This window comes from Shewanella sp. Isolate13 (assembly GCF_022398325.1).
Classification (GTDB): domain Bacteria; phylum Pseudomonadota; class Gammaproteobacteria; order Enterobacterales; family Shewanellaceae; genus Shewanella.
Window position 1 is genome coordinate 54,347 of record NZ_JAKEVD010000008.1, and the last position, 20,059, is coordinate 74,405.

The 20,059-nt window shown below is 45.8% G+C and carries 19 protein-coding genes; 12 read left to right on the forward strand and 7 right to left on the reverse strand.

The features are described 5' to 3' along the window. The first annotated feature begins 8 nt into the window (after positions 1-8). Entirely contained in the window at positions 9-785 is a 777-nt protein-coding gene (locus tag L1D44_RS07405; RefSeq protein WP_239889547.1) for a slipin family protein, read from the forward strand. 121 nt (positions 786-906) lie between these two features. Here L1D44_RS07405 and L1D44_RS07410 read toward each other — a convergent pair whose 3' ends face one another. Further along, on the reverse strand, positions 907-2,169 hold the full coding sequence (locus tag L1D44_RS07410) for a dicarboxylate/amino acid:cation symporter (protein WP_220767739.1): 1,263 nt from the start codon (positions 2,167-2,169) through the stop codon (positions 907-909). A 627-nt stretch (positions 2,170-2,796) separates the two neighbouring features. Here L1D44_RS07410 and L1D44_RS07415 point away from each other — a divergent pair. From L1D44_RS07415 to sigZ, 8 genes are all read left to right on the forward strand, one after another. Then, a complete protein-coding gene (locus tag L1D44_RS07415; protein ID WP_220767738.1) occupies positions 2,797-3,240 on the forward strand; it encodes a universal stress protein in 444 nt (147 codons plus the stop codon). A 241-nt stretch (positions 3,241-3,481) separates the two neighbouring features. Further along, positions 3,482-3,913 (forward strand): GFA family protein, encoded by a 432-nt coding sequence (locus L1D44_RS07420; RefSeq protein WP_239889548.1) that lies wholly within the window; start codon positions 3,482-3,484, stop codon positions 3,911-3,913. A 235-nt stretch (positions 3,914-4,148) separates the two neighbouring features. Continuing rightward, on the forward strand, positions 4,149-4,574 hold the full coding sequence (locus tag L1D44_RS07425; RefSeq protein WP_239889549.1) for a hypothetical protein: 426 nt from the start codon (positions 4,149-4,151) through the stop codon (positions 4,572-4,574). Between the two features lie 376 nt (positions 4,575-4,950). Further along, positions 4,951-5,949, forward strand: coding sequence for a TerC/Alx family metal homeostasis membrane protein (locus L1D44_RS07430; protein WP_239889550.1), 999 nt, complete (start codon positions 4,951-4,953; stop codon positions 5,947-5,949). 520 nt (positions 5,950-6,469) lie between these two features. Then, positions 6,470-7,288: a 5'-methylthioadenosine/adenosylhomocysteine nucleosidase gene (locus L1D44_RS07435; RefSeq protein ID WP_239889551.1), complete on the forward strand. Its 819-nt coding sequence runs from the start codon at positions 6,470-6,472 to the stop codon at positions 7,286-7,288. Between the two features lie 229 nt (positions 7,289-7,517). Next, on the forward strand, positions 7,518-8,225 hold the full coding sequence (locus tag L1D44_RS07440) for a glutathione S-transferase family protein (protein ID WP_239889552.1): 708 nt from the start codon (positions 7,518-7,520) through the stop codon (positions 8,223-8,225). Positions 8,226-8,348: 123 nt separating this feature from the next. Further along, entirely contained in the window at positions 8,349-8,675 is a 327-nt protein-coding gene (locus L1D44_RS07445) for a 2Fe-2S iron-sulfur cluster-binding protein (RefSeq protein ID WP_239889553.1), read from the forward strand. Between the two features lie 161 nt (positions 8,676-8,836). Further along, positions 8,837-9,388: an RNA polymerase sigma factor SigZ gene (sigZ, locus tag L1D44_RS07450; protein WP_239889554.1), complete on the forward strand. Its 552-nt coding sequence runs from the start codon at positions 8,837-8,839 to the stop codon at positions 9,386-9,388. A gap of 92 nt (positions 9,389-9,480) precedes the next feature. Here the strand turns inward: sigZ and L1D44_RS07455 are convergent, their stop codons facing one another. The 3 genes from L1D44_RS07455 to yqfB form a co-directional block, all read right to left on the reverse strand. Beyond that, a complete protein-coding gene (locus tag L1D44_RS07455) occupies positions 9,481-12,594 on the reverse strand; it encodes an efflux RND transporter permease subunit (protein WP_239889555.1) in 3,114 nt (1,037 codons plus the stop codon). Continuing rightward, on the reverse strand, positions 12,591-13,934 hold the full coding sequence (locus tag L1D44_RS07460) for an HlyD family efflux transporter periplasmic adaptor subunit (RefSeq protein WP_239889556.1): 1,344 nt from the start codon (positions 13,932-13,934) through the stop codon (positions 12,591-12,593). Before L1D44_RS07460 ends, L1D44_RS07455 begins: the two co-directional genes overlap by 4 nt. Before the next feature lie 374 nt (positions 13,935-14,308). Then, positions 14,309-14,623, reverse strand: a complete 315-nt coding sequence (yqfB, locus tag L1D44_RS07465; protein ID WP_239889557.1) for a N(4)-acetylcytidine aminohydrolase — start codon at positions 14,621-14,623, stop codon at positions 14,309-14,311. Positions 14,624-14,880: 257 nt separating this feature from the next. Between yqfB and L1D44_RS07470 the strand changes: the two genes are divergently transcribed. After that, on the forward strand, positions 14,881-15,114 hold the full coding sequence (locus L1D44_RS07470) for a DUF2986 domain-containing protein (RefSeq protein WP_239889558.1): 234 nt from the start codon (positions 14,881-14,883) through the stop codon (positions 15,112-15,114). A 26-nt stretch (positions 15,115-15,140) separates the two neighbouring features. Here L1D44_RS07470 and L1D44_RS07475 read toward each other — a convergent pair whose 3' ends face one another. Beyond that, entirely contained in the window at positions 15,141-16,652 is a 1,512-nt protein-coding gene (locus tag L1D44_RS07475) for an MATE family efflux transporter (RefSeq protein ID WP_239889559.1), read from the reverse strand. A gap of 43 nt (positions 16,653-16,695) precedes the next feature. Further along, on the reverse strand, positions 16,696-17,529 hold the full coding sequence (locus L1D44_RS07480) for an ion transporter (RefSeq protein WP_239889560.1): 834 nt from the start codon (positions 17,527-17,529) through the stop codon (positions 16,696-16,698). A gap of 244 nt (positions 17,530-17,773) precedes the next feature. Between L1D44_RS07480 and L1D44_RS07485 the strand changes: the two genes are divergently transcribed. Beyond that, positions 17,774-18,256, forward strand: a complete 483-nt coding sequence (locus L1D44_RS07485; RefSeq protein ID WP_239889627.1) for a L,D-transpeptidase family protein — start codon at positions 17,774-17,776, stop codon at positions 18,254-18,256. 80 nt (positions 18,257-18,336) lie between these two features. After that, on the forward strand, positions 18,337-18,897 hold the full coding sequence (locus tag L1D44_RS07490; protein ID WP_239889561.1) for a VOC family protein: 561 nt from the start codon (positions 18,337-18,339) through the stop codon (positions 18,895-18,897). Positions 18,898-18,978: 81 nt separating this feature from the next. Here the strand turns inward: L1D44_RS07490 and L1D44_RS07495 are convergent, their stop codons facing one another. After that, complete coding sequence (locus L1D44_RS07495; protein ID WP_239889562.1) at positions 18,979-19,893, reverse strand: M14 family metallocarboxypeptidase; 915 nt, start codon at positions 19,891-19,893, stop codon at positions 18,979-18,981. Between the last annotated feature and the right edge of the window lie 166 nt (positions 19,894-20,059).

The following is a 20,059-nucleotide window of genomic DNA, read 5'->3' on the forward strand; positions in this document are numbered from 1 at the left end:
AATTGAATATGGAACCCATTGTCAGTAATGGCAGCGTCTTTATCGGCGTATTAACCTTCCTGGTTGTCGCCTTGCTCGTCAGCATGTTTAAGATCTTAAGAGAGTATGAGCGCGGTGTGATCTTCCTATTAGGCCGTTTTTATCGGGTAAAGGGGCCGGGGTTGATCATAGTGATCCCCATAGTGCAACAGATGGTACGAGTCGATTTGCGTACTGTCGTGATGGATGTACCGACTCAGGATGTAATCAGCCGCGATAACGTCTCAGTAAGGGTCAATGCGGTGATCTACTTTAGGGTGATCGATGCTCAAAAAGCGATTATCAATGTTGAGGATTACCTGCAAGCCACATCACAACTGGCACAAACCACCCTACGTTCGGTGCTCGGTCAACATGAACTTGATGAGATGTTGGCCAATCGAGAGATGCTCAATACCGATATTCAAGCCATTCTTGATACTCGTACCGATGGCTGGGGGATTAAGGTATCTAATGTCGAGATCAAACATGTGGATCTAAATGAAACCATGATTAGAGCCATTGCGAGACAGGCGGAGGCCGAGCGTACTCGTCGAGCCAAGGTGATCCATGCCTCTGGTGAGATGGAAGCCTCTGCGAAATTGGTTGAAGCCGCCGAGAAACTCTCCTCCGAACCCAATGCCATCTTACTGCGTTATTTGCAAACCCTTACCGAAATCGCCGGAGAGAAGAACTCCACCATTCTGTTCCCCCTCCCAATGGATCTACTCAAGGGCGTGTTAGGCAAGCAAGATAAAAAACCGTAGCAAGATGATAAGGTTTTAAGGCCAGCGTTTCATTTTGTTCTAAAAATGCAAAAGCCCTCTAAAAAGAGGGCTTTTCTATTGTTAACTAACAGGTTAACAAGCTTGCGAGAGCTAAATAGGCTTAGCTATTAGCATTCGCCTGTGCCGCCACTGCTGGGATCTCTGTTTCAGGGTTAAACTTATCGATAACCACAGCACAAACCGCATCGCCAGTAATGTTTAGCGTCGTTCTGATCATGTCAAACACACGGTCAAGAGCGAACAGTAGTGGTAAGCCTTCAATTGGAATACCCGCAGCAACTAATACAGCAATCACTAGGAATGATGGACCCGGTACACCCGCCTGACCAATTGCACCTAGTGTCGAAGTAAAGATAATCGCAACGTAAGCGGCAAGACCTAACTCTACATTGAACATCTGAGCAAAGAATACTGCAACTAGACCGTAATAGATCGCGTTACCACTCATGTTAATGGTGGCACCTAAAGGCAATACAAATGCGGCTGTCGACTTAGATACACCTAGCTCTTTCTCACACACTTCGATGTTCACAGGCAACGCAGCCATAGATGAAGCAGTAGACATCGCCAATGCTTGCGGCTTCTTCATTGCCGATAGGAACTTGCCAACCGGAACGTTAGAGAAGAACTTCACCATCAATGGGAAGAAGATAAAGCCGTAGATTAAGATAGCTGCAACATAAACCACAAACAGGTTCAGTACCACTGTCAATGATTGGAAGCCGAAGGTACCGACAGAGTCAGCCATCAAGCCAAATACACCGATTGGCGCAATCAACATCACGATGTTAATCATCCAAATAAAGGCTTCAACAATAGTATTAAGTGCAGAAGTAATCGGCTTAGCGGCGTCTTGATTAACTTTAGTCAGTGCGATACCAAAGAAAATACAGAACACCAAAATTTGCAGAATGTTGCCGCCTGTTAACGCCTCGAACACGTTAGTTGGAACCATACCGATAATGGTATCGGCCACACCAGGAAGTGCGCCCTGCTCAGCGGTTACCGCAGCCAGACCCGCTGTATGCTGTGAAAAGTCCATGCCAACACCTGGCTGGAAGAATTCTCCCATCACCAGTGCCAAGGTTACAGCCAATGCTGATGTCGCCATGAAGAAAGCGATGGTGCCAATACCCACTTTACCCGCCGATGGACCGGCGCCTAGACTCGCAGCACCAGCGATAATCGATACAGCAACTAACGGGATCACCAACATTTTAATTAAGTGAATGAAAAACGTACCTAACGGAGCAAAGATGGAGGCATCGTGCCCCATCACCATACCCACTATCGCTCCCAAGACCATGGCTACAACGACTTGGAATCCGATATTTTTATAAAACTTTTTCTTTATGTTCAACACCCTAGCTCCATCACAGACTTACTTTATAAAAGAGGGATCAATCCCCCTTTGATTATTTAATGCAAAAATAACATGCAGCATTATCAATTAATGTGATTCACTAACGAGTTATGACTAATTACGATAAATAATAAAATTTATCCGCCCTGCATTGAACAATCATCAAAAAAGGGCGTCATAAAAAATAGAAAGTTCATTAATCAAAATCTAGTGTTACAAACAATGGTGCCACCGCAACTAACGCACAACCCATACCAACAATTAAACAACACTCATGCTTAAAAATAACTCACAGCATCACCTATTAAAGCAAAGCCATTTAGGCTCTGCCCACTTAAAGTTGATATTTGTCACCATTGCCCCAGCGCTATTTCAAAAAATACCGACTCGATACCTTGCCAGAACCCGCTGCCAAGTATAGGTAAAAACGACTTACATTTTAACTCAGCCAGCAGTCGCGCATTCTTGTTGTCACGGCTTAATTGCTAACTATTTTCACAGGCTAACTGGCTAAATTCTGTCTATTATTAAAGATGCACTTAAGCCTATAAAATCCCCACTATATGAGTGAGGAGGTAGTGCGTTATCAATGATGTTTCACGCCTTATTTTCACAGAGGGTATTATTATGCGTACTCGCCAGATTTTGTGCCCAACTGACTTTTCAGAAACGGCATCCCACGCCCTAGGCTATGCCATCGAGATGGCAAATTTATATCAAGTCAATATCCGTTTGTTACATGTGATGAGTAAGCCCTACGGCGAACACCATTACGACATTGTGGTAGAAAGTCTTGAAGAGCTACAAACTCAGCTAGAGGCCTATTCAAACGAAAAGCTCGATGCTCTGGTGAAGGAAATCGAGCCTCAGCTGAATAAGACACTGCAAGTTAAAACCGCCATCAGAAGCGGTGATACCTTTGCTCAAATTCTCGAAGACAGTATTGAGAATGATGTCGGCATGATAGTTATCGCCAGCCATGGCCATACAGGTCTGTCTCATATGCTCAACCCTAACGTATCAGAACAAATAGCAAATAAGGCCAAATGCCCTGTGTTGGTGGTTAAATGATTAAAAGAAGGTTCTAGGGAAAGCTAAGGCGGAACAAGCGTAGACGGATATTACTAAGACGAGCGTTCGCTCAAAGAAAAAGAAAAGACTGAAGCTTTATATAGAAACCCTGCGCCCTAGAACCTAACATTTGCTTCTTTGTAGGTCGGCCTTTATGCCATAAACCTAGTATCTAAAGCGTCGTTATGTTTAGCTATCTCTATTCTCGGTACGAATTTCAATTCACCAAATGAGCAAGCAAATGAACAGCACGCAAGGATCCGCTGAAAAACGAAATGAGGGGCTTACAGGGAGCTGCCTATGTAACAAGGTGCAATATCGCGTGACGGGCCTTCCCTTCGATGCAGACTTTTGCCATTGTCGGCACTGCCAAAAAAGTACCGGCTCTGTTGTTGGTGCATGGATGGACTTTGAACGGGAGCAAGTCATCTGGCTTACTGAGCCCCCAACAGAGTATGCCTCATCCGAGCATGTTCGGCGCGGCTTTTGCTCCCATTGTGGCAGCCAACTTAGCTTTCGCGATCTACGTTATGAGCAATACCTCACCTTAAGTATCAGCACACTCAATGAGCCTAATGCCATCAAACCTAACTACCATATCTACACAGACAGCCAACTTGAATGGTTTAACATTCAAGACGACTGTCCAAGGTATGATAAAAACAGAGGGTAAAATGAAGGTTCTAGGTCAGGAAAAATAAATTAGAATCTAAACTGACACTAGGTTTGTCTTATCCTATGTTCTAGAAGCGTAGCCCCTAGCAGTAAGCCTGTGAACGCGCTCCCCCATGAACTGTAAAATCCTGTAATCTCACTGCTAACTTACGTCGATATACGTTATGCTGGCTCATATAAACCAAAAACTAGAACAAAAATCACCTATGCGCTTAACATCACGGCTTTCGACTTTGTCGTTTTTTATCCTACTTAGCACCTTGTTGAGTGCCTGTAGCAGCCAACCTGAAATCAATCCACAAGAGTTTGCCGGACAAGTTTCTGACTCCTTTAGAACCGATATCAAAAGTAATGGCTTAAAGCTATTTACCTACCGCGCAATCCTCACCATAGAGACACCACAAAGTGAACCTTTGCCACATGAGGTTCGCTCAAACCAGAAGAAACGCTCACGCACAAAGCAACGTTATCAAGGGCCAGACCTAAGCGGTTGGACGGCGCAAGTAGAGCATGGCTTACAACAAACTATCAAGATGAACGGCTATTGCCGCGATGGCTATATCGAGCTTTATCGCAGCATTCAAGCTGATCGTGGCACCATACGTGGTGAGTGTAACGATGGAGCCGATGAAGCGGATCTCGCTAAGTTTGATTCTTAAGATTTCTATTGAGCATGTATATGGGCAGTTTATTTAAAACTGTCCATATAAGTGCATGAAGTATCGAAACTTCTAATGCTAAGCAATTCACATCAAAGGTGAAAATCCCCCCACATAATCCGCTCTCTCATATTTAACCTACCTAAGTCATTTTTAGGTTCTCTCTTTAATAAAAAAGGACTAAGATACCTAGGATTGGGGAGTAGTCACTCTGTCGCGCCGTCGTCATTCCGTTGCTTTTGCTTCCGGCTCGCGAGAACACATTAACTCATGTGTTTTGACAAGACCAACAACACGTATTTGCTTTTATCATTTTAGCTATGCGGTTGGTCAGGTACACCCAACTTTCCTGTACCATCCGCCTGTCGGAGGTATCATGTCCTTAAATGAACTCTTTTCAGGTTATCAAGGCCTACTTACTCTCACTCTGTTGATGCTTAGCATCGATTTATTACTCACAAGAGGCAGGGTCAGTTTTCGTTCAGCCATAGTGTGGAGCGTGTTCTGGTTTTCGCTGGCATTTTTATTTGCAGGAGCGATTTACCTCTTTTGGCCAGAAATGTCGCCAAACAGTCAAATTTCGTCAAAGGAAGCCACCACGGCATTTATCGCGGGTTATCTTCTTGAAAAATCACTGAGCGTCGACAACCTGTTTGTTTTTGCTCTGATCTTTAGTCAATTCAACGTACCAGAAAAAAATATTCCTCGGGTCCTGATGTTAGGTATTGTAGGGGCGCTCATATTACGCGGCATCATGATTTCAGTTGGCGCACCACTGATTGCAGAATTCCATATGATACTTTATGTGTTCGGCTTCTTCTTAATTTGGACTGGTGTACAACTGTGGCGTCAGCATGCCCAAGAAAGCACATCGTTTTCAGACAGTATCGCCGTTGGCTTAGTAAGAAAATGTCTGCGGATCAGCCCTGATTACCATGGGAGTAAGCTCTTTATCCGCGATAACATTGGAATATTGGCAACGCCAATGTTGGTCGTTGTCATGGTCATTGCGATGACAGACATAATGTTCGCCTTGGACTCGATCCCTGCGATCTTTGCGGTAACACAGGAAGCGTACTTGGTACTTGCTGCAAACGTCTTTGCCTTATTAGGTTTACGTTCGCTGTACTTTGTCCTCGGTGGTATGTTGAGCAAATTTGCTTATTTGCATCATACGTTAGCGTTCATGCTGTGCTTTATTGGTACCAAGATGCTGCTGATTGATACCCCATTTGCTATCGCAACATCAGTGTCTCTAGGGGTTATTCTCTCTTCGCTTGCAGCAGGTATTGGCGCATCCATTTGGAAACAACAGCAATTGGAACAAGTAAATAAACAAGCGCTACCACTTAAGCTAACTCAAAGAGACAGATAAGCAGATACGGCTCTGTTCGCCCATGATATGGTGATAAACAGCGGCGTGTTCTGCTCTCTTAAAAGGCTAGCTTCTTTAAACAAGACGATATTTGTCACCGTCGAGCTGCTTTAAAAAGTTACAGCACCTCACACTTATGGCTGGTATAGGGGAACGCCTCTAAACCAGCCACAGAGGAAGCGGACAGATGTTATTAAGCTGTAATAGCCTATATGCAAGTGAAACTAGGAGGAATGGCTAGTCCAATAAAGATAACAAATAACCTCTTAACATGGTTCGAATGACCAATTTTAAGAGGCTAAGTTTAAGAGACTAAACTTAAGAGACTAAACTTAAGAGACTAAGCTTAATCGAATAAGTTTGATGCCGTACTTAACTTGTGAAATGCCAATTCAATCTCAGCAAGTTGTAAGAGAAACTTGCTAAGCTCACGTTAGGTAAATATCCTTCAAAACCACGTTTACTCGGCCAGCCAAGCTCATTATGATGCGCGCATTTATATTATTGGAATGCCACTAAGATGCGCACCACGCTTGCTGTTTTCGCTCTACTCTACTCGCTATTCTCTATCAATGCTTTTGCTGTAAATACTGTTAATACTGGTACTCAAACCAGTACTAAAACCTGTGCGAAAACCAAAGCTCAGCCTATCGCTATCTTAGGCGCTATGGATGCAGAGATAGAAAAACTCCTTCCTGAAATTAGGCAGCGCCAAACACACACAATAGCCGCTAATACCTACTATACAGGCCTTATTAAAGGCAAACCTGTTGTTGTCGCTCGCTCTGGCGTCGGTAAAGTCAATGCCGCTATCACCACTTATGTGCTGATTAATCACTTTGATGTAAACAGTATTATTTTCACCGGTATCGCTGGCGCCGCAGGGCCTAAACTCAATGTTGCCGATGTGGTGATCTCAACTGCGCTGGTGCAGCACGATGTTGACTTAACTGCCTTTGGCGCGCCAAAAGGTCAGCTTGATGGATATGATGATCGCCTCTTCTACGCCGATGAAAAGTTACAAGCTCTAGCGCTTGAAGCGGCGAAAGATTCGATCGGCGAAGCGCGCGTACACTCTGGTATTATCGCAACGGGTGATCAGTTTATTGCCGATAAAGCTGTGGTCAGCATGTTACTTAAAGAGTTCAATGCCATCGCCGTTGAGATGGAAGGCGCCGCGGTTGCGCAAGTGACAGACATGTTTGACATACCGCTAGTCGTTATTCGCACCATCTCTGACAAAGCCGATGGTTCGGCGCATTTAGTCTATGAAGAAGCCAAACAAGTGACAGCAGACAATTCAGTTGCCATTACCTTAAATATGCTAAGTAAAATGTAAGCTAGCGTACCGCAGTCTGAATCGAGATAAAGAAAGGTGCAAAATTTTTGTTCGCGCCTTTCTTAGAACCCCGCACACCAATTAAATCACTACAATTCAAACCGTTAAGCAAAACCCTCCAGTAAAGTTTGTTTATTTTAAATCTATTTTAAAAATATTTCGTCTTTTTGAAGCCTTGCTCGTCTTATAGAGGTAAACACAAAACCGTGATCCCTTTTGGAGCAACAAAATGATAAAACTGATCAGCTTTAAAAACTGCCCGTTCGTACAACGCGTGATGGGCGCGCTAATAACCAAAAATGTGCCATTTGAAATCGAGTACATCGAGCTAAGCAACAAACCACAATGGTTTTTAGATATCTCTCCCAATGGCCAAGTACCTGTGTTAATCACAGAAACAAACAAAGTGCTGTTCGAATCTGACGCCATTGTTGAATATTTAGATGACAAATATGCGCCGATAGAAAATGTCTCACCAGAACAGAAAGCACTCGATCGTGCTTGGTCATACCAAGCAAGTAAACACTACATGGCTCAATGTGGCACTATGGCCAGTAAAGATAAACAAACATTCGATACTCGATTGGAAAACTTGCAAAAGTCATTCGCAAAAGCTGAACAACAACTCAATGGTTCTCAGTTTTTTAAAGGGGATTATATTTCTAATGTTGATATTGCTTGGCTGCCCTTACTACATCGTGCGGCCGTAATAAAACAACAAGCCGGATTCGACATGCTAACAGGGTTTCCGAAAGTGCAAAACTGGCAGGCAGCATTGATAGGATCTGGACTTGCTGAAAAAACCGTTCCACAGGATTTTGTAGCAGTGTTCAGCCATTTCTACCTGAGTAATACCTATCTCGCGACTGTGATGAATGGAGCAGAATGTAATAACAGCAATCGTTGCACGCCAGAAACAAGCTCCTGTTGTCAGTAATCAATAACATGTAGCTCACTAATCACAACTTGTACAAGGAGCACGCCTGCATTGGCCAGCTTGCTCCTTGATACGACTTTTTAACTCATGAATCCAAACTTAGCTCCCCCCCAAAGGTACACTATGCTTGTATTAAAACCTGCTCTTATAAAGATAGATAATAGAGAGGCGTTACTCACACCGGAGGATAAAAACCTGGTAGAAATTGCGCGCAAGGTCAATATTAACATCCCAGCACCATGTCTAAAAAACCAACGAAAGCGTGGCTGTTGTAGAGCTTGCCTAGTCGAAATTAACGGCCAAAGCGCTTATGCTTGCTCAACAAAGCCCACAGCTGGAATGGTGGTCACTGTGCGAAGGAAAGATTTAGATGAAGTTCGTAAGAAGGCTATAAAAGACTTTAAGCTGCAAGTTAAGCCAGCCGTTAATCCTGCCTGCTATTGTGGTTAAACCAAGCTATGTCATCTATATATGAAACATGCAAAAGAGCAGGTTGTCGCTTCATCAGCTCTGGTAACTGTATAATTAATTTGTGGTCCAAATAACTTACAGTCCAATATGGGCACGAATAAGCCACATCGGCGTCACAGCAAGAGAGTCAAAGCGAGTTAATGAGTATGCGTTTAGAATCCATTTGGACTGAATATCAATCAAGTCTTAAAGCTTTTTTACATCGAAAAGTTGCCAACACAGCGGATGTCGAAGATCTTTTACAAGAGATCTTAATCAAAACACATAAGAGCCTACAAACCGTTACTGACAGCAGTAAAATCAAGCCATGGATATTCCAAATCGCCAACAATACCATCATCGACTTTTATCGTAAAAATAGTCAATTGAGCAAGTTAACAGCCGATGACTTATGGTATGACGAACAAGATGAAGCGCTAATCATTAAAGAACTTTCTCATTGCCTATTGCCATTTATTAAGCAACTGCCAGATGAAGACGCTAAGTTATTAATTGCCATTGAAATTGAAGGTATGTCACAAAAAGATTTTGCCGAGCAAAATCAGCTAAATTATTCAACCTTGAAATCTCGGGTTAAACAAAGCCGAAAAAAACTCTACCAACTATTCAGCAGCTGTTGTGAGTTCTCAATTGATAGCAAAGGCAACATTATGGAATATCAATCAAAATCAGGCCACTGCGATCGCTGTTAAAAGCAGCGATTCTTGTTTTTAATTAAAACCCGTAAATAAAAAGGCGCTAATCTATTGGTAAAGGACCTTTTTACTTACGAGCCAATATAAAGTTAACCTGAAGCTGCAATGGTCTTGGCCTTACTAAAGCTGACCTTACCAAAATCTTCTAAAATCGCGTAACAGGCTGGCACCATAAACAGCACCAACGCCGTCGATGCAAAAATACCGAACACCATCGAGACCACCAAAGGCTGCAGTACCTGCGCCTGAATACTGGTTTCCAGCAATAGCGGTAACATACCAGCAGCCGTGGTTAGTGAGGTGATAAATACCGCTCTAAAGCGCTCTTTGCTAGCACTCACTACCGCTTCATGTACCGATTGGCCCTCTTCTACGTGGTAGCGAATATACTGCACCAGCAAAATCGAGTCGTTGACCACCACCCCAGCCAGCGCCACAAAACCCATAATTGACGGCATACTCATGGAGTAACCCAGCAACAGATGCCCCCAAAGCACACCAATTAAGCCAAGGGGAATAACCGCCATCACCACGAGTGGCTCGATGTAACTCTTAAACTGCAGACTTAAGATGGCAAATACCGCTAAAAGACCGACAATAAAACCACTGGCCATAGAGTTTTGCGTCGTCTTACTTTCTTTGACTTCGCCCTCATAGCTGACTCTTATGCCTGGATAGCGCTTTTTAAGCTCAGGTAATAACTCGGCCTTAAAGGCATTGTTAATCTCGCTGGCGTTAGCTAAGTGAGTATCCACTTCACCGGTAATGGTGACAAAACGCATACCATCGAGACGCGAGATCTTCACATAACCACGCTGCCACTCAAAATCGGCCACCGCAGATAGCGGCACCTGCTCGCCAGCGCTGCCAATGGTGATTGGGAAGTTGGCGAGATTTTCAAGTTTAGCGGCATCGGTTTTATCTAACTGCACATCGATTTGAATGCTCTCTGGCCCCACCTGAATATTATCGGCAGTCTGATGAAAGTAGGCACCGCGCAGCTGACTGGCGAGCATCATGCCGTTGACTCCAAACGCTTCGGCGCCGGGTTTCAGAGTCATTAATATCTCGGCCTTACCCGGTCTCATGCTATCCATCACGCCCGATACACCGTTAAAGCCCTGCAGATATTGCTGCACCTCGATTGCGGCTGACTTAAGCTCGTCTAGATCATCCCCTCGGACGCGGATCTCAATCGCACGCCCCGCAGGCCCCATCTTAGGTTGCTTATAGACAATCGCAATTGGGTCGACCATCTCACCTACGCCCTGCTGCCACTCTCGAATAAAGGTGCTCATCAAGGTTTGCCGAACTTCGGCGCTCAAGAGATCGATTTTCACCGTAGCCACATGGGCACCACTTTCACCCGCATCGGCGTTAAAGTTAAAGCGCTCGGTGATATGCTGAATGAGTCGCTGACCGTCCTCTTTCTGACTGTATTTATCATCTAACGCCTTCGCGACGCTGACGATTCGGTTAACCACATGCTCGGTCTGCTGCAGTGTTGAACCCGGCGGCAAGATAATGCGCGCCTCGGCCACATCGCCATCAAGCTCGGGGAAACCGACAAACTTAATCGCGCCGCCTGCAACCAATGAGATAGAGATAAACAGCAGGCTTATCACCGAGCCCATAAACACATAACGCCAGTTAATCACCCACTCTACTGCCGCCACTAATTGCACGGTTCTAAAGTGTTCAAACTTCTGATTAAATTTTTGCTTAAAGCGGCTGGTCTTACGCTCTTTTCCCTTCGCTGAGTGGGCCAAATGGTTAGGTAAAATCAAAAATGCTTCCACAAGACTGATGGTTAAGATCAGCAGTAAAGTTTGCGGCACGACTCGTAGCACCTTACCCATGTCGCCTTCCATAAAGGCGATACTGGAGAAGATAAATACCGTGGTTAAGAATGACGACACTACGCCGGGCAGCACACGCTTTACACCTTGGATCACCGCGTCGGCCTTGCTCATGCCGCGTTCAATATGAGCGGCAATCGACTCGGCGATTACGATAGCGTCATCCATCATGATACCAATCGCCATCAAGAAGGCCACCAGCGTCATGATGTTGATGGTTAAGCCGACCTGCGCCATAAAGAACAGGCTCCCCATAAAGGCGATAGGTAGACCCATCGCCACCCAAAATGAGTAGCGCAGGCTGAAGAACAGCCACATACACAAGAAAACAAGTACCACCCCCTGCCAACCGTTCTTAATCAGCATGGTTAAGCGATCCCACAACAAGGAACTCAAGTCGTTAGAGGTGCTGATGGTGATACCATTTGGAGTGCGCAGTTTCTCTGCGTCTAAAAAGCCAATAATCTCCTCTTTAAGGCGCAGCGAGTCCTGAGACTTATTTTTAAATACCGTTAAAATCGCGGCTTGCTCACCATCGAAGCGAATGCTCTCCTCATCGAGCTCAAATCTGTCTGTAATGGTGGCGATATCACGCAGGCGCACCACACCACCCTGTGCATCGGAGCGAATGACGATATTAGCAAGACGCTCTGGCTCCACTTCGCGCTGATCGAAGCGAATAAGGATGTTCTTACTTGGGGTCTCAACCGTACCGCTGGGCAGCTGCACGTTTTGCTGCTCAATCTGTTTGGCCACATCCGCAACACTCATGCCTAAGCGTTTGATGGCGCCGAGCGAGATCTCTACCAATAACTGATGGGATGAAAAACCTGAAATCTCAACCTGACTAATGCTGGTATCTAATTTCAAGCGGCGCTTTAAATCTTCCGCATAGGCTTTCAGCTCCGGCTTGCTGGTCGAGGCAGATACGGCGATATCGATGATGCGTTCATTAAAATCCAGCTCTTCGACGATCGGCGGTTCAATTTCGGCAGGGAAGTCTTTAATGGCCGAGATCTTAGTTTGTACATCCACTAAGCTACGGCCCAAATCTGCCTTATCGTCAAGCTTTAGCGTCATGCGGGCTACGCCTTCTAAGGCATCACACTTGGTCTCGATAATACTGCCAAGACTGTCGACGGCGTCCTCCATCCTAAGGCAGAGATTCTCTTCCACATCTTGGGGGGACGCGCCTGGCAACACCACCTGCGCGGTAATATAACTTTTGGAAAACTCGGGAAATGTCTCGCGCTTAAGCTCAGGCAGCGCCTTGATCCCCAGCACGATAAACGCCAACATCAGCATCGTTGTGGCTGTGGGGTGACGCACGAAAAAACCGATCACGGCTGCATCTCCCCTGCTGCAGTTTCTGCTCCCTTAGTATCGCCGCCTTGGCTGCGTAGCGCCATGCCATTAACCGCTGGAATAAGGTCAGTTAATACTAACTGCATGCCATTAACTAGCTCACCTTGCACCGCGGCTTGCCCTTCTTGGCGGAATAGTACCTGCACGTCTATTAGCTGCAGTCGATTATCGTAATCCATGATATAGAGCTTATCGCCATGCAATGCACGCTCTGGCACCATCCAGTAGTCACGCTCACCGCCTTTAATTCGGGCGCTGACAAACATACCGTTCACCAATGGTGGCGACTGACCTATTTTTAGCTCGCGGTACTGCTGCTCCACCTGCAACACTAAGCTGACGGTGGCTAATGTTGGATCCACCGTTTCGCCAATGCGGGTAATTTCAGCTGGCCAACTAAAAGAGTAAGTGGCGCCCTTTAAGGTGATCTCTGCCGTTAACCCCAAGGTTTCGGCGCGAGGTAACTCATTGCCTTGCCCTTGCGGCCGAGTCACCGTCTTCATTAAGGTCATCACATCACCAAGCGATAGCTGAGCCTCGACTTCCATCACCTCGATGCCATTTATACGTGCAAGCACCTGCTGCGGCGACACCACTTGGCTAGCTTCGACGTTGACCTCGGCCACGCGCCCTTCAAAAGGCAGTCGAATTTCGGTCTTGGTTAGCTGACTCTGAGCTTCCTGCTCACGAGCAACGGCTTGTAGTAGTTGTGCCTCAAGAATTTGTGTCTCGTTGGGCATTAAATTCAAGGAGTTGTCTAGCTCTTGCAGCTTCTGCTGTTGAGCGAGCAGATTTTGCCGCTCACCATCGAGCTCTGATTGTGAGATAAGGTTTTTCTGACGCAGTGTCTCTTTACGCTTTAAGTCAGATTTGACCAAGTCATAGCGATTATTTTCAATCTCAAGCGATAACTGCAGGTTTTGAAGTTGTAGCTTCTTGCCTTCTAACTGCCCCTCGAGCGCCTTACGGTCAGCCTGTGCCTGAGCCAAGCGGATCTGATAATCCAGCGGATCGATTGCCAATAATAGAGTGTCTTTTACTAATATTTTACCAACGGCCAGATCTGGATGTTTATACACCACACGGCCACCGACCTCAGGCAGTAGTTGCCACTGAATTTTGGGGCTAACGCGACCGAAGGCATCCACTTGTGCCACTACAGGGCTTTTCTCTAGAGAGATAACCTCAACCAGCTTACTCGGCTCCGCCTGTAACTCTAACGGCGGGTGACTGCGCATTTTGACGACTAACACCAGCACCACAAAACCCACCGCGACCGCTGGAAAGAAATACCATCGTTTGCCCTTAAACGCCGACATTATTGCGTACCTCCCAAAAAGTTCCTACAAGAGGAGTACAAGATAGTGCTTGGCCAATAAGTATAAAATTCATCATTGAGTTGATAACCGTGCAGTTTTGCCATTGATAACGGCATGACAAAGGGAAACATCCGAGTTCATTAAGTGAAATAACGGGCAGGAAAAACGGAACTAGGGCTATTAAGCATGACACCAAACCGCACTATTCACCTAAATAGCGCAGTCTACTGTTTACCCTATTTTATTGCATGAAGAATCGTTACTCAAAAACCAGAGTTTTGAATAACTGCACACTACGTTAATTTAACGGGTAAGTTTGTAAAATAATTTTGAACTAAAGCTAAATTGCGGGATCCACTCGTCAAGAGGAAAAGCTAAGCTAATGAGAAGCGGATCATATACATAGAAGTGATCTCAGGGTAAATCTGCCTAATTAAAACTTTAAGCTCAGCAAGACTCATATTCTCTTGCTCAGCGTGGGTGTCATTAAGGTCGTCATACGCCACTTGTTCAACCGATAGAATGTCTAACTCGCCGTAACAACGACCATCTTCTAAATTGGATACCCTCACCCGCTGCCCCGCCTGATAGTAGGACTCAGACTCGTCACGCAGGGTAATGGTCTTCTTGCCCGCTAAAATATCGGCTTCGAAACGGCTAAAAAAAGTGATCTCATTCGGTGGATTCATAATACTTTAACTACTCATTTGATGCATCGCGATTGATGCTTTTAAGCCATTTTAATTGTATGGGAAGCATTGATACATATTTTTCGATGCCTCATAGTAAAATAGCTCACTGGAACCGATAAACACTATGGTAGCGATAGCCGCGTGTTTAGGGTAAAATTCGCCTCCGATTTCTAGCTTGGCGCAGAATGTGCCACAATTGTCATCATATAGACGTCATATATAGACATCATTAATAGGCATATCGTAGAGAAACCATGAACAGAAAACAGAAGATGATCAAAAAGACCGCAAAACGTGCCAAGGCTCGCCTCAATAAGCACACTGCGCCTACGATCAAAAAATACGTGTCTAAGGCTGAGCGTGCAGAGCAGCAGGCTAAACTTGAAGCCGAAGCGGCAGAGCAAGCAACTGCAGCAGTAGAAACAACAGATGCGGCGACTGACGCACCTGTAGAAGCAAGCGAAGAAAAAGCGGTACCAGCTAACTAAAGAGCGCCCTGTTCGCTGAATAGAGCTTATTTGCTAGCGGCGCCGTCCTCTTTAACGCCAATAAGCTCAGCCACTTCGTTGCTCCCCTCACAGTCCTGCTCCTCATTGACGATTGCCATGTTGGCACAAGAGGATGAGAGCGGGCTCTGACCGCTTAAGCTCAGCTCCTCGTCAAACTCAGTTTTATCCTCAGCTTCAACCACAGGCTTAACAGCCGCGGCCCTAACCTTATCAACCAGTCTATATGCGACTAGGACACCCAATACGCCGAAAAGTATCGATCCAACGGCTTGTCCCATCAGCACACCATAAACTCCTCCCCACTGCGCACCGAAGTACACAAAGGGAATAGTGCCCACTGTAGCCTTACCCACATTAAACAGGGTCGAATACTTGGCCTTACCTAAATTATTGAATGAGGCGTTGGCAACAAACAAAATACCGGAGAAGATAAAGAACACCGCGATATAGGAGCAGAAAAATAAGATCAGCTCAGCCGCATCACCTTTCATATCAAATACGCTGACAATTTGGTTTCGAGTTAAAAATAGCAGCAGTGACACACTCACGACATAGACGGTGCAAAATTGGATAGCCCGAGTCAGCGACTCTTTTACCCGCCCAAACTCCATCGCACCATAGTTTTGCCCAACAATGGGCCCAACGGCACCAGAGAGCGCGAAAATCATACCAAACGATACGGGAATAAGGCGTCCAAGCACCGCCCAACCGGCAACATAGCTATCACCAAAGTCTGCAATCGCTCGAGTCACCACCGCATTACCGATAGGCGTTGCCACATTGGTCAGCATTGCAGGGCCCGCAATGGCAAAAATAGGCTTAAGATCTTCCACAAAGTGGTCGATGTTAAAGCGCCCAAATAAGTTATGCTTTACCACCACCCCGCGAGCTGCAACCGCAAATACCGCAAAACGGGCCAATACAGAGGCAACTGCGGCACCTTCAATCCCCATGGCAAACATAAAGATAAATATCGGATCGAAGACGGCGTTAACGCCACCGCCAATCAAAGTCGATACCATAGACAACTTGGCATCGCCCACCGCCCTCAAAGCGCTACCCAGCGCCATAGCAAGACAGATAAGCGGCAAGGACGGCACCAAAATATTGAGGTAGCCCTCGGCAAGCTCAGCCGTTTTGCCCGTAGCCCCCACTAGACTTAACAGCTCAGGAATAAACATATACACGCTAAAGGCGACAAAGAGACTCATCAATAACGTCACCACTAAGCTGTTTAACAGCAATCGCTTGGCCTTTTCAGTCTCTTTCGCGCCGATAGAGCGCGACACAAGCGCCCCCAACGCTATGGATAATCCAATACCGATTGAGGTGGTAAAAAACGAGATGGTGCCGGCGTAGCCCACCGCAGCTGCTAACTCCTGCTCCCCGAGTAAACTCAAGAAAAAGATATCCAGCAGATCGACCACAAACAACGCCGAAATCCCGACCGCAGCGGTAGAGCTCATCACTAATATGTGACGTAGAATCGATCCCTGTACAAACTTGGCTACAGCCATAACACCTCTTTGTCTCTGACTAATCCGTTAACTTTGTCTATGTTTACAACTCGCTCTCTAATTCACTACCGCAATGATCGCAGTAAAGCGCATTATTTTCATGCCCTACTTTCAAGCAGTTACTACAGCGCCTTAGGTCTCGCGTGCGACCAATTTCTTGGGATATCTCCGCAGTTAAAATACCCGTTGGAATGGCAATAATTGAGTAACCCAGTAGCATGGTAAATGCTGCAATAGCCTGCCCTAGTGGCGTGCCTGGGGTAATATCGCCATAGCCCACAGTGGTAATGGTCACAATGGTCCAATAAATCGACTTTGGAATAGAGGTGAAGCCATTATCCGGCCCTTCGACCACATACATTACGGCACTCAACACCACAACAATCAAACTGACCGAGAAAAAGAAGATAAACACCTTACGACTCGACTGCATCATGGCGCGCAGCAGTAGGTTACCTTCACTTAAATAGCGCAGTAGCTTCAATACTCGGAAAATCCTGAATAGACGCAAGATCCTAATAACCATAGTGAAGCTTGCACCTGGGAAGAACAGGGCTAAGTAAGTCGGTAATACCGACAATAAGTCCACTACACCATAAAAGCTTCTGGCGTAACTGAGCGGCTTGGCCGAGCAATAAAGCCTAAGCAGATACTCAATGGTAAAGATAATGGTAAAGCCCCACTCCAAGATGACAATGATGTCACCATAGCGCTCATGAACTGAAGCCACGGTATCGAGAAAGACGAGCAGCACGCTCATCACAATGCATACCATTAAACTAATATCGAAATAACGCCCCGCAGGGGTGTCGGTTCCAAAAATAACCCGGCGTAATTTTAGTTTTAATAAACTTTCTGGCTCTTTCTCTGTTGCCATTGCTACAGCAACTCCTTACAAAAATTGACGAAGAATTCATCGACTTAAACTGACGAATCAACATTTTAAAATAGATAATATGAATAGTGTGACACGCATAGGGTAAGAGCTCAAAAATAATCTTAATCTTTGCCGTCAACACCGATGCCATTTTAGGGTAAGATAAACTCTGTCATTCACCGATATTTAGCTCTTTCGTTCAAGGTTATCCATGCGCTTTATTGTTTTATCACTCAGTTTGTTGATGCTTATCTCGAGCACGCTTTTTTCTAACGCCTCCTTCGCGGGCGCGATGACCAGCGGTAAAGCCGACTTAGTGGTAGTCACCAAGTCAGAAGCGAGCATGACACTGCTAAGGCAAGGCAAGGTGCTTAAGAAATACCGTATTGCCATGGGTGATAACCCCGTTGGTCATAAGTTCACCGAAGGCGATCAGCGAACCCCCGAAGGCCGTTACCTATTGGACTATAAAAAGTCTGATAGTGCTTACTATCGCGCTATTCGTATTTCTTATCCCAACGATGAAGACCGCCTGCGCGCCGATGCACTCGGTATTAGCCCAGGTGGACAGATCATGATCCACGGTGAAAACCCCAACTCTAGCCTAAGCCCAGAAGAAGCCCAGATGTATAACTGGACCGATGGTTGTATCGCGGTCACTAATGCGGAAATGGATGAGCTTTGGCGAGCGATCGATGAAGGCACACCGATAGAGATCTGGCCCTAAACACTTTTCTCAGTTCCAATTTAACAACCTCATTTAGCACCTCTTTTTTATTAGAGGTTCATTTTGCTATAAGGCGTCCTATGACATACCAAGAATTAATCAGTAGCTGGCCTACATTTAGCCAGCGCATACAAGCGTTTACCCGAGAGTTAGGCCTAGACTCACTCGCGCTCGAATGTGATCACACTGCGCTTCGAGTCAATAGCACAGAAGCGGCTGATGAACTACGTTGTGGATTTGAAAGCGCAGGAAAAGTCATTTCAGATAACATGATTAACGGTCGCCCCATTTTGATTATCGAGTTACACCAGCCGTTGATGATGGGTACAAGCGCTATTGAGTGTGTCGAACTGCCCTATCCAAGTGACAAAGTCTACCCGGTCGAAGGTTGGGAGCATATTGAGTTAGTGCTAGATTGCGGCGCTAACGATTGTGACACACTAGCCCAAGCTCTGCTTGAACAAGCACCGCAGTTGGCTCCAGTGTTAGCAGGGGAGACTGATATAAAAGTTAAACGGAGCTCACCCAAAGGCGATAAAGAGCGTCTTCCAAATCCGACCATTGCCTTTAAGAAACAGGGAATTTGCGTCAAGGTACACGCTCACGGCATTAAAGCGGTTATCGCTTCTGAAGTGGACTAAAGCGAGTTGGCGTCTAAGATTAAAGACTTGCATGTTCTAAGCTTGAGTACCAACTGCTTTTAGGTTCTATAGAGTCACCAGCTAGAGCGTTAGTAAGTAATCCAGTCCGCCAGTGACCGCTGCGACCTGTGCCAAAATGCAGTTCTCATCATCGACAAGCGGACTATCAGGATACACTTCGGTGGTGGTGACATATTTTGCATCGCTCACACCGGCACATAACCCGAGTGCCTTGGTGGCATAATTAATCACCCCAAACTGGGCTAAATTGACGCCAATTAACTTACCGTTTTCATCGGCGGGCGCGATATGAGTTACCTGCTCTACCGATTTAATCATTGCCGTTTGAAAGGCATCTTGTGGATTGATGGTATCGCCTACCAAGTAAAAACCATCAGGAATGTTCCAGTTGGTGTGCTCCACAGCGTCCCGAGCTGCCAATGCGGGTCTAAACTCGCTATTATCGGTATCGGTAGTTTCATGAAGATCGATATGGGCAAAAATCTCGACGTTTAGACCCGCCAAAAGTGCCATAAGGGCAGCAGACTCTTCTGCTGGGCTATCTTGATAGAAAGAGCGGTTAGGATCGACCGCTTTTGGGTTCCAGCGATTAATGGTTTCATAGCCCCAAGGACTGATACAAGGCGCCACAAGAATATTAAAGTGCTTGGTATACTCAGCGGCTTTGGTTTCGATAAAGCGAATCGCGCCTTGCACACCGCTGGTTTCGTAGCCATGAACGCCACCTGTAACGAGAATAGTTGGCTTGCTCATGTCCCAGTTTAACGACTTCACCGCAAACAATGGGTAACGCTCAACATCGTAAGAAAGTGCACCATACTGCTCAACCTCAAAACGCTCCTTTAGCGCAAGGATCTTAGTCACGACTTGCTCTTGGTAGGAACGCTTGATCTCCTGGGCGTTAAACCACTGGGCTTTCTCTGACTCGCCCCACTTTTGGCCTTTAACACCAATAGCATATGCTTGCTGATCCATTATTATTCCTTTTGGCTTGGTTTTATCTCCAAGCTCTCCTATAACTAATACCCAAATGACACCTATTTTTTATAGCTAAACAGGCGAAATTAAATTGCCCGAAAGCATAAACGTGATATTCATCGATATCAATGCAGTTATCCGGATTAGTTTTCATCACGTTCGT

Coding starts and splice junctions, on each gene's coding strand:
- L1D44_RS07485 (WP_239889627.1), top strand. CDS start 17,774: ATGCTTATCTCGAGCACGCTTTTTTCTAACGCCTCCTTCGCGGGCGCG.
- L1D44_RS07480 (WP_239889560.1), bottom strand. CDS start 17,529: ATGGCAACAGAGAAAGAGCCAGAAAGTTTATTAAAACTAAAATTACGC.
- L1D44_RS07435 (WP_239889551.1), top strand. CDS start 6,470: ATGCGCACCACGCTTGCTGTTTTCGCTCTACTCTACTCGCTATTCTCT.
- L1D44_RS07495 (WP_239889562.1), bottom strand. CDS start 19,893: ATGGATCAGCAAGCATATGCTATTGGTGTTAAAGGCCAAAAGTGGGGC.
- yqfB (WP_239889557.1), bottom strand. CDS start 14,623: ATGAATCCACCGAATGAGATCACTTTTTTTAGCCGTTTCGAAGCCGAT.
- L1D44_RS07415 (WP_220767738.1), top strand. CDS start 2,797: ATGCGTACTCGCCAGATTTTGTGCCCAACTGACTTTTCAGAAACGGCA.
- L1D44_RS07475 (WP_239889559.1), bottom strand. CDS start 16,652: ATGGCTGTAGCCAAGTTTGTACAGGGATCGATTCTACGTCACATATTA.
- L1D44_RS07430 (WP_239889550.1), top strand. CDS start 4,951: ATGTCCTTAAATGAACTCTTTTCAGGTTATCAAGGCCTACTTACTCTC.
- L1D44_RS07490 (WP_239889561.1), top strand. CDS start 18,337: ATGACATACCAAGAATTAATCAGTAGCTGGCCTACATTTAGCCAGCGC.
- L1D44_RS07470 (WP_239889558.1), top strand. CDS start 14,881: ATGAACAGAAAACAGAAGATGATCAAAAAGACCGCAAAACGTGCCAAG.
- L1D44_RS07460 (WP_239889556.1), bottom strand. CDS start 13,934: ATGTCGGCGTTTAAGGGCAAACGATGGTATTTCTTTCCAGCGGTCGCG.
- sigZ (WP_239889554.1), top strand. CDS start 8,837: ATGAGTATGCGTTTAGAATCCATTTGGACTGAATATCAATCAAGTCTT.
- L1D44_RS07440 (WP_239889552.1), top strand. CDS start 7,518: ATGATAAAACTGATCAGCTTTAAAAACTGCCCGTTCGTACAACGCGTG.
- L1D44_RS07445 (WP_239889553.1), top strand. CDS start 8,349: ATGCTTGTATTAAAACCTGCTCTTATAAAGATAGATAATAGAGAGGCG.
- L1D44_RS07420 (WP_239889548.1), top strand. CDS start 3,482: ATGAACAGCACGCAAGGATCCGCTGAAAAACGAAATGAGGGGCTTACA.
- L1D44_RS07405 (WP_239889547.1), top strand. CDS start 9: ATGGAACCCATTGTCAGTAATGGCAGCGTCTTTATCGGCGTATTAACC.